Source organism: Pseudomonas akapageensis (assembly GCF_011355085.1).
Taxonomy (GTDB): domain Bacteria; phylum Pseudomonadota; class Gammaproteobacteria; order Pseudomonadales; family Pseudomonadaceae; genus Aquipseudomonas; species Aquipseudomonas akapageensis.
This window is the reverse complement of record NZ_VXCP01000017.1, coordinates 160,610-170,001: the sequence shown is the minus strand read 5'-3', so window position 1 is coordinate 170,001 and position 9,392 is coordinate 160,610. Positions and strand designations below refer to the sequence as shown.

7 protein-coding genes and 2 tRNA genes are annotated in these 9,392 nt (G+C 59.8%); 4 read left to right on the top strand and 5 right to left on the bottom strand.

Annotation, left to right across the window (positions count from 1 at the left end; all coding sequences use genetic code 11):
• Positions 1-98: 98 nt before the first annotated feature.
• Both F2S13_RS14275 and gltX read right to left on the bottom strand, forming a co-directional pair.
• Positions 99-174: transfer RNA gene (locus F2S13_RS14275), tRNA-Ala, on the bottom strand.
• A 328-nt stretch (positions 175-502) separates the two neighbouring features.
• Positions 503-1,984: a glutamate--tRNA ligase gene (gltX, locus tag F2S13_RS14270; protein WP_166361824.1), complete on the bottom strand. Its 1,482-nt coding sequence runs from the start codon at positions 1,982-1,984 to the stop codon at positions 503-505.
• 231 nt (positions 1,985-2,215) lie between these two features.
• Here gltX and F2S13_RS14265 point away from each other — a divergent pair, with 231 nt between their 5' ends.
• Both F2S13_RS14265 and F2S13_RS14260 read left to right on the top strand, forming a co-directional pair.
• Positions 2,216-3,271, top strand: a complete 1,056-nt coding sequence (locus tag F2S13_RS14265) for an HlyD family secretion protein (RefSeq protein WP_166361822.1) — start codon at positions 2,216-2,218, stop codon at positions 3,269-3,271.
• A complete protein-coding gene (locus tag F2S13_RS14260) occupies positions 3,261-4,811 on the top strand; it encodes an MDR family MFS transporter (protein WP_484573266.1) in 1,551 nt (516 codons plus the stop codon). The genes F2S13_RS14265 and F2S13_RS14260 overlap by 11 nt, the downstream gene beginning before the upstream one ends.
• 142 nt (positions 4,812-4,953) lie before the next feature.
• Here F2S13_RS14260 and uvrB read toward each other — a convergent pair whose 3' ends face one another.
• On the bottom strand, positions 4,954-6,969 hold the full coding sequence (uvrB, locus tag F2S13_RS14255) for an excinuclease ABC subunit UvrB (RefSeq protein WP_166361820.1): 2,016 nt from the start codon (positions 6,967-6,969) through the stop codon (positions 4,954-4,956).
• 340 nt (positions 6,970-7,309) lie between these two features.
• Here uvrB and F2S13_RS14250 point away from each other — a divergent pair, with 340 nt between their 5' ends.
• Together F2S13_RS14250 and F2S13_RS14245 are read left to right on the top strand one after the other, a co-directional pair.
• On the top strand, positions 7,310-8,506 hold the full coding sequence (locus tag F2S13_RS14250; RefSeq protein ID WP_166361818.1) for an amino acid aminotransferase: 1,197 nt from the start codon (positions 7,310-7,312) through the stop codon (positions 8,504-8,506).
• A 65-nt stretch (positions 8,507-8,571) separates the two neighbouring features.
• Positions 8,572-8,647, top strand: a tRNA-Asn gene (locus F2S13_RS14245).
• A gap of 52 nt (positions 8,648-8,699) precedes the next feature.
• Here F2S13_RS14245 and F2S13_RS14240 read toward each other — a convergent pair.
• Both F2S13_RS14240 and F2S13_RS14235 read right to left on the bottom strand, forming a co-directional pair.
• On the bottom strand, positions 8,700-9,170 hold the full coding sequence (locus F2S13_RS14240) for a DUF2442 domain-containing protein (RefSeq protein WP_166361816.1): 471 nt from the start codon (positions 9,168-9,170) through the stop codon (positions 8,700-8,702).
• Positions 9,158-9,388 carry a DUF4160 domain-containing protein gene (locus tag F2S13_RS14235; protein ID WP_166361814.1) on the bottom strand — a complete coding sequence of 77 codons (231 nt, stop codon included), beginning with the start codon at positions 9,386-9,388 and terminating at the stop codon, positions 9,158-9,160. Before F2S13_RS14235 ends, F2S13_RS14240 begins: the two co-directional genes overlap by 13 nt.
• Between the last annotated feature and the right edge of the window lie 4 nt (positions 9,389-9,392).

Here is a 9,392-nt window from a genome sequence, read left to right as displayed (position 1 = left end):
CCACTAGACGAAGGGGACGCAACCCTTCTACCACTTGACCAGGCCTTTGGCCTGATCATGCTCGAAGCCTCATTACAACCGACTTCGAACCTGGAATTTGGTGGAGCTAAGCGGGATCGAACCGCTGACCTCTTGCATGCCATGCAAGCGCTCTCCCAGCTGAGCTATAGCCCCACATAGTCGCTTTGAACTGAACCGCTTGGCTGGGTGCTTCGCGCTTCGTTTCGTTCATCGCTGTGGACGGGGCGCATATTAAGAGCGGATCGCAGACCTGTCAAACTTATTTTCAACAAAATCTGAATTTTTTTTCCGCGATAACAAACACTTACCGGTCTTTCTTTGTGCGAGCCCCGGAAAATCGGGGGTTTCACGGCTTAAGCACGCTGCAATTACTGTAGCCGCTGCCGCAGGCTGCGCTGAGGTCCGCAGGACCTCCAATGGCGCGATTGCGATTTTGCGCACGCTTTGCGCGCGAGCGCAGCCTGAGGGCAGCGGCTACGGGCTAGCCAATATCACCCAGCAGCTTCTCCCACTCCTTGTTTTCTTTCTTCGAAACGCCACCCAGCAGGTCCAGCGCCTGGCGCAAGCGATAGCGCGTCAGGTCCGGGCCGAGAATTTCCATGGCATCGAGCACCGAAACCGAGCTCGCCTGCCCGGTGATGGCGGCGAACATCAGCGGCATGGCATCGCGCAGCTTCAGCTCCAGCGAATCGACCACTGCCTGGATGCAGCCGGTGATCTGATCCTTTTCCCACTGACGCAGCGACTCGAGCTTCCACAGGATCAACTGCATCAACTGGCGCACCTGATCACCGGAAAGCTTCTTGTGCTCGAACAGCCTGGCATCGAGCTGCAGGCCACCGGCAAAGAAGAAACCACCCAGCGGTGCGATCTGGCTGAAGGTTTCCACCCTGCCCTGCACATGCGGCGCGATCTTCATCATGTACTCGGCGTTGAACGCCCACTTCTGCACGCGTGCGGCGAACTCTTCCACCGGCAGGTCGCGCAGCCACTGACCGTTGAGCCAGGACAGCTTCTCGATATCGAAGATCGGCCCACCCAGGGAGACCCGCGACAGATCGAAGTTCTCGACCATTTCCTGCAGGGAGAACTTCTCCCGCTCGTCGGGCATGGACCAGCCCATGCGGCCCAGGTAGTTGAGCATTGCCTCGGGCATGAAACCCATGCGCTCGTAGAAGGTCACCGAGGTCGGGTTCTTGCGCTTGGACAGCTTGCTCTTGTCCGGGTTACGCAGCAGCGGCATGTAGCACAGCTGCGGTTGTTCCCAGCCGAAGTATTCATAGAGCAGCATCAGCTTGGGTGCCGACGGCAGCCATTCTTCGCCGCGCAGCACGTGGGTGATGCCCATCAGGTGGTCGTCGACCACGTTGGCGAGGAAGTAGGTCGGCAGGCCATCGGTCTTCATCAACACTTGCATGTCCATGCGATCCCACGGGATCTCGACATCGCCACGCAGCATGTCCGGCACGACGCAGACACCTTCGCTCGGCACCTTCATGCGAATGACATGGGGCTCTCCGGCAGCCAGGCGACGCTGCACTTCTTCAGGCGACAGCAACAGGGCGCGACCGTCATAACGTGGTGTTTCGCCACGAGCCATCTGCTCGGCGCGCATCTGGTCCAGCTCTTCGGCCGTGCAGAAGCACGGGAAAGCGTGGCCCAGATCGACCAGTTGCTGGGCGTACTGCTTGTAGATGTCGCCCCGCTCGCTCTGCCGGTACGGACCATGGGGGCCGCCGACATCCGGACCTTCGCTCCACTCGATGCCCAGCCAGCGCAAGGCGTCGAAAATCTGCTGCTCCGATTCTCGGGTCGAGCGCAACTGATCGGTATCTTCGATACGCAGGATGAACTCGCCGCCGTGTTGCTTGGCAAAGCAATAGTTGAACAAGGCGATGTAAGCCGTGCCGACGTGGGGGTCCCCGGTGGGCGATGGCGCGATACGAGTACGAACGGTGGTCATTGAGGGTCTCGAGCTAGAGATGAAACAAAGCATGGATATTAACAGGCCAGACCGGACAGTCTCCAGTAACGCGCCACAATCCGGGGCACATCCGGCGTTTTCGTCGCTTGCCCTCGCAGCGATGGCTCTTGAATATCACCCTATCGCCGACGCGCATGATGCCCGGGCCGGCTAGGTGTTGGATCCAAAACACTGTTAAATTCCCTTACTTTTCCCTGAATACCCTTGCCCATGCCTGTCCAACTCAAACGTCGCCTGTTGACTTTTCTTACCCTGGTCGCACTGATCAGCCTCGCCTTCCTTGCCAACTGGTACTTCAAGGGACGCTTCTACGAGAGCACCGACAACGCCTACGTCCAGGGTGAAATCACGCGCGTATCCAGTCAGTTGGGCGCACGCATCGAGGCGGTACTGGTCGAAGACAACCAGCATGTGAACAAGGGCGACCTGCTGGTGCGCCTGGATTCCGATGATTTCCGCTTCGCCGTCGAGCGCGCCAGTGCCACCCTGGCGACGCGCCAGGCCGAACGCCTGCAGGCCGAAAGCAAACTCACCCAGCAAGCCAGCCTGATTGCCGCAAGCGAAGCCCAGGTCGCCGCCAACCAGGCCACCCTTGGCCGCTGGCAACTGGACCTGAGCCGCGCCCAGGCCCTGCGCAAACCCGGCTATGTTTCCGAAGAACGGGTCACCACCCTGGCGGCCGACAACAATGTGGCGCGCCTGCAGGTCACCAAGGCCCAGGCCGACCTGCAAGGCCAGCGCCAGCAGGTCAACGCCCTCACCGCCGAGATCAAGCGTCTCGACGCGCAGATCGCCAATGCCCGCACTGACCTGGCCCAGGCCCAGGTCAATCTGCAGCGCAGCGAGATTCATGCGCCGATCAGCGGCCTGATCGGCCAGCGTGTCGCCCGCAATGGTCAATACGTGCAGAGCGGCGCGTACTTGCTGTCGATCGTGCCGGACCAGGACATCTGGATCCAGGCCAACTTCAAGGAAACCCAGATCGGCCGCATGCAACCAGGCCAGCCGGCCAAACTGGTGTTCGACGCTTACCCCGACACCCCGATCGACGCCCGCATCGACAGCCTGTTCGCCGCCTCGGGTGCGCAGTTCAGCCTGTTGCCGCCGGACAACGCCACCGGCAACTTCACCAAAGTCGTGCAGCGAATCCCGGTCAAGCTGACCTTTGCCGCCAACAATCCCCTGCAAGGCAAGATCCGTCCGGGTATGTCGGTGACTGCCAAGGTGGACATCCGCGCCCAAGGCTTAGACGCGAGTGGCCGGTGATCAACTGATCCGCCCCGTCGGCGAGCCGAGCCGACGGGACTGGATCGCTGTGATGAGTGTCATGCTCGGCGCCTTCATGGCGGTGCTGGACATCCAGATCACCAACTCCTCGCTCAAGGACATCCAGGGCGCGCTGTCGGCCACACTGGAAGAAGGGTCGTGGATTTCGACCTCGTACCTGGTGGCGGAAATCATCATGATCCCGCTGACCGCCTGGCTGGTGCAGCTGCTTTCGGCCCGGCGCCTGGCGGCGTGGGTGTCGGTGGGCTTCCTGATTTCCTCGTTGCTGTGCTCGATGGCCTGGAGCCTGGAGAGCATGATCGTGTTCCGCGCCATGCAGGGCTTTACCGGCGGCGCGCTGATCCCCCTGGCCTTCACCCTGACGCTGATCAAGCTGCCCGACCATCACCGCGCCAAAGGCATGGCGATGTTCGCCATGACGGCAACCTTCGCCCCCTCCATTGGCCCGACCCTGGGCGGCTGGCTCACCGAAAACTGGGGCTGGGAGTACATCTTCTACATCAACGTCCCACCGGGCCTGATCATGATCGGCGGCCTGCTCTATGGCCTGGAGAAGAAAGCGCCCCACTGGGAACTGCTCAAAAGCACCGATTATGCCGGTATCGTCACCCTTGGGGTCGGTCTGGGCTGCCTGCAAGTGTTCCTCGAGGAAGGCCACCGCAAGGACTGGCTGGAATCGACCCTGATCGTTGGCCTGGGCAGCATTGCCCTGTTGAGCCTGATCACTTTCGTGATCCTGCAGCTTTCCAAGCCCAATCCGCTGATCAACCTGCGCATCCTGCGCAATCGCAATTTCGGTTTGTCGAGCATTGCCAGCCTGGGCATGGGCGTGGGCCTGTACGGCTCAATCTACTTGTTGCCGCTGTACCTGGTGCAGATCCAGAACTACAACGCGCTGCAGATCGGCGAAGTGATCATGTGGATGGGGATTCCGCAGTTATTCCTGATTCCGCTGGTGCCGAAGCTGATGAAAATCATCTCGCCGAAAGTTCTGTGCACGATGGGATTCGGCCTGTTCGGCCTGGCCAGCTTTTCTTCGGGCGTGCTCAACCCGGACTTTGCCGGAACCCAGTTCAACCAGATCCAGATCATCCGCGCCCTCGGCCAGCCGATGATCATGGTGACCATCTCAATGATCGCCACGGCGTACATCCTGCCCCAGGACGCAGGCTCCGCCTCGAGCCTGTTCAATATCCTGCGTAATCTGGGCGGCGCCATCGGCATCGCCTTGCTGGCGACCCTGCTCGATGCACGGACCAAGGTCTATTTCGATTACCTGCGCGAAGCGGTGGTGCCGAGCAATCCACAGGTGGCCGAACGGCTGGCGTTACTGACTGACAAACTCGGCAGCGAAGGTGCGGCGCTGGGCAGGATTAGTGAGATTACGCACCAGCAGGCGTCGATCATGGCCTATAACGATGCGTTTCATTTTGTCGGGATCGGGCTTGCGATCAGCATGGTGGCGGTGTTGTTGACCCGGGCGTTGCCGGCGGGGGTCACGGCCGGCGAGGTACATTGAGCCCGAGTCACATCTCGTTCCCACGCTCCGCGTGGGAATGCAGTGCCAGACGCTCCAGCGTCGACCAGGCCGGGCGCGACGCAGAGCGTCGGTGGAGGCATTCCCACGCAGAGCGTGGGAACGAGGTAGAGGTGAACCCGCCCTAAACGGTCAACAGCCGTTCACGTAACTTGGCAATCTCATCCCGCATCTGCGCCGCCGCTTCGAACTCCAGATCACGCGCCAACTGGTACATCTTCTCTTCCAGCTGCTTGATACGCTTGGCGATCTCGCCGGGCGAGCGCAATTCGTTTTCGTAGCGGGCAGCCTCCTCGGCAGCCTTTGCCATGCCCTTGCGCTTCTTGCTGCGCGAGCCCGGCACGGTGGCGCCTTCCATGATATCGGCGACATCCTTGAATACGCCCTTGGGCGTGATGCCATTGGCCAGATTGAAGGCGATCTGTTTGTCACGACGGCGTTCGGTTTCGCCGATCGCCCGCTCCATGGAGCCGGTCATGCGGTCGGCATAGAGAATCGCCCGGCCATTGAGATTACGCGCGGCACGACCAATGGTCTGAATCAATGAACGCTCCGAACGCAGGAAGCCTTCCTTGTCAGCGTCGAGGATGGCGACCAGCGACACCTCCGGCATGTCCAGGCCCTCACGCAGCAGGTTGATCCCCACCAGCACATCGAACGTCCCCAGGCGCAGGTCGCGAATGATTTCGACCCGCTCGACGGTGTCGATATCCGAGTGCAGGTAGCGCACCCGCACGTCGTGGTCGGCCAGATAATCGGTGAGGTCCTCGGCCATGCGCTTGGTCAGGGTGGTCACGAGCACACGCTCCTCGACCGCGACCTTTTTGCGGATTTCCGAAAGCAGGTCATCGACCTGGGTAATGGCCGGACGAATTTCCACCTGTGGGTCGACCAGACCGGTCGGCCGCACCACCTGCTCGATGACTCGACCGGCATGGTCGGCTTCGTAGGGTCCGGGTGTTGCCGATACGAAAATGGTCTGCGGGCTGACCCCTTCCCATTCGTCGAAGCGCATCGGCCGGTTATCCAGCGCCGATGGCAGGCGGAAGCCGTACTCGACCAGGGTCTCCTTGCGCGAACGGTCGCCCTTGTACATGGCCCCGACCTGCGGAACGCTGACATGGGATTCGTCGATCACCAGCAAGGCATCGGCCGGCAGGTAATCGTAAAGCGTCGGGGGTGGAGCACCGGCCGGCCGCCCGGAAAGGTAGCGCGAGTAGTTTTCGATGCCGTTGCAATAGCCCAGCTCGAGGATCATCTCCAGGTCGAAACGGGTGCGCTGCTCGAGGCGTTGAGCCTCGACCAGCTTGTTGGCATTGCGCAAGTACTCGAGGCGATCCTTGAGCTCTTCCTTGATCCCTTCGACCGCCTCCATCAAGGTTTCCCTTGGCGTGACATAGTGGCTCTTGGGATAAAAAGTGAAGCGTGGCAGTTTGCGGATGACCTCGCCAGTCAGCGGGTCGAACGCCGAAATGGTTTCCACCTCGTCGTCGAACAACTCGATGCGGATGGCCTCCAGGTCCGACTCGGCCGGGAAGATATCGATCACATCACCACGCACCCGGAAGGTCGCCCGGGCGAAATCCATGTCATTGCGGGTGTACTGCAGGTCAGCCAGGCGCCTTAACAACGCGCGCTGGTCGAGGCGGTCGCCGCGATCGACGTGCAGCACCATCTTCAGGTAGGTCTCGGGGCTGCCCAGACCATAGATGCAGGAAACCGTGGTGACGATGATCGCGTCCTTGCGTTCGAGCAATGCCTTGGTCGCCGACAAGCGCATCTGTTCGATATGGTCGTTGATCGACGCGTCCTTCTCGATAAAGGTATCGGAAGACGGCACATAGGCTTCAGGCTGGTAGTAGTCGTAGTAGGAGACGAAATACTCGACGGCGTTGTTCGGAAAGAACGACTTGAACTCGCCATACAGTTGCGCCGCCAGGGTCTTGTTCGGCGCCAGCACCAGGGTCGGTCGCTGCACCTGGGCAATCACGTTGGCGATGCTGAAGGTCTTGCCCGAGCCGGTCACCCCAAGCAGTGTCTGATGCGCCAGACCCGCTTCAATGCCCTCGACCATCAGGCGTATCGCTTCGGGTTGATCACCGGCCGGCTGAAAACGGGTAACGAGCTGAAACTCGGACATAACGAACCTCTGATTTCATCGCTTCCTGCCCTAAAACAGTGCAGCAACGAGAAAAATTACCGGCAACAGCAGTCGCCTGTATTTATAGACAGTATTTATACCCAAGTAATGCCATGAAACGCCAGTTTCAAGAGACGTTTGTATACATTGTCCGACCGACAGGTCCGAAAAAGACTAACGGTCGAAAAATAATCGCAAAAACCCGGGTAAAACCTGTCGCCACCTGTCGCCGCGCAAGATAAGCATCTCTATACTAACTCCCCGTTTGTGCACCGCTCTAGTGCATCCGGCTGGAGCGATGTGACCCCCTCTTTATTATCCATTCAGAGCCACGGTAAAAATGAGCCTGTTTTCTGCTGTCGAATTGGCACCACGCGACCCCATTCTGGGCCTCAACGAAGCTTTCAACGCCGATACCCGGACCAATAAGGTCAACCTGGGCGTCGGTGTTTACTGCAACGAGGAAGGGCGTATTCCACTGCTGCGTGCAGTGATCGAAGCCGAAACCACTCGCGCAGCCCAGCACGCCTCGCGCGGCTACCTGCCGATCGACGGCATCGTGGCCTACGACCAGGCCGTGCAGAAACTGCTGTTCGGCGCCGATTCGCCGCTGCTGGCAGCCGGCCGCGTCATCACCACCCAGGCCGTCGGCGGTACCGGCGCCCTGAAGATCGGTGCGGACTTCCTCAAGCAGATCTCGCCAAATGCCGTGGTTGCCATCAGCGACCCGAGCTGGGAAAACCATCGCGCCCTGTTCGAAACCGCCGGCTTCCCGGTCCAGAACTACCGTTACTACGATGCAGCCAGCCACGATGTAAACCGTGCCGGCATGCTCGAAGACCTGAACGCCCTGCCGTCGGGTTCGATCATCGTACTGCACGCCTGCTGCCACAACCCGACTGGCGTCGACCTGTCTCCAGCCGACTGGCAGAACGTCCTGGAGCTGATCAAGGCCAAGGGCCACATCCCGTTCCTGGACATGGCCTACCAGGGCTTTGGCGACGGCATCGCCGAAGATGCGGCCGCTGTGCGCCTGTTCGCCGAGTCGGGCCTGAACTTCTTCGTCTCCAGCTCGTTCTCCAAATCCTTCTCGCTGTACGGCGAACGTGTCGGCGCCCTGTCGATCATCACCGACTCGAAAGAAGAAAGCGCCCGCGTGCTGTCGCAGGTCAAGCGCGTGATCCGCACCAACTACTCCAACCCGCCAACCCATGGCGCCAGCATCGTCGCTGCCGTGCTCAACAGCCCGGAACTGCGTGCAATGTGGGAAGCGGAACTGGCTGAAATGCGCCTGCGCATTCGCGGCATGCGCAACGAAATGGTCGAACGCCTGGCCAAACTGGCACCTGAGCACGATTTCAGCTTCGTCGGCCGTCAGCGCGGCATGTTCTCCTACTCGGGCCTGAGCGTCGAGCAGGTCGCCCGCCTGAAGAACGAATTCGGCATCTACGCCCTGGACACCGGCCGCATCTGCGTGGCCACGCTGAACCAGAGCAACATTGATGTCGTGACCAAAGCGATCGTCCAAGTCCTGTAAGAATGGCAGGAGAAGTCAACCAGGGGTTGACTTCTCCTTACCAATCAGTAACATAGGCAACAGATTCCGCGATAGCTCAGTCGGTAGAGCAAATGACTGTTAATCATTGGGTCCCAGGTTCGAGTCCTGGTCGCGGAGCCAAATTCTCAAAGCCCCTCTTGTAGGGGCTTTGTTGTTTCTGGCGTTTAAAAAATCACCCGGTGCTCGCCGCTTGAGCTTTCGGCTGCTCTTCCAGCCGCTCCCACCCCAGGCAAGCCAACGCCAAGGTTCTTGGAACGACTTCGCGCCCATTGCTGTAACGACTGATACTGCGAGGTTTTACTCCAAGCGCATTCGCCGCCTGATCCAGCGTCATGCGATGGCGAGCGCGCCATGTCATGAAAATCCGAGTGTTTTCGTCCTTGGCCGCCTGAACCAATGAGTCAAGATAAAGCGTGTCGGCGCCAATCTGTATATCCAATGCCGGCCACTCGACCGTCCAACCGTTGTCACCCAGCACGACATCGCTAAAAGCCTTGCCCTTCAATGGCTTCAGCCCTTGGCACGTTTCAAGGTCATAACTCATGTCCAACTCGAATCTTTGACCATCGACAAAAGTCAGTTCAAGTCTGGCGTCCGGGAGAGCTTGCACAGCCTGCAGGCGCGGTCGCTTCATCGATGCCATTTCTTCCACTCCCTCAAAAGTTCGGCCTGATTAGCCTGAATCCAGGCCAAGGCCTCATTCAAGACTGCAGCGGGCGCCTTTCCTGCCACAACCTCGACAATTTCCAGATTGATCATAACCTCAACACCTCCGCCCGTCAGATGAACATGCGGCGGAAGATGTTCCTTTTCCCGCAGCTCAATGCGGTATTTTTCCCTGAGACGGTGTTTGGTCGACATTCAG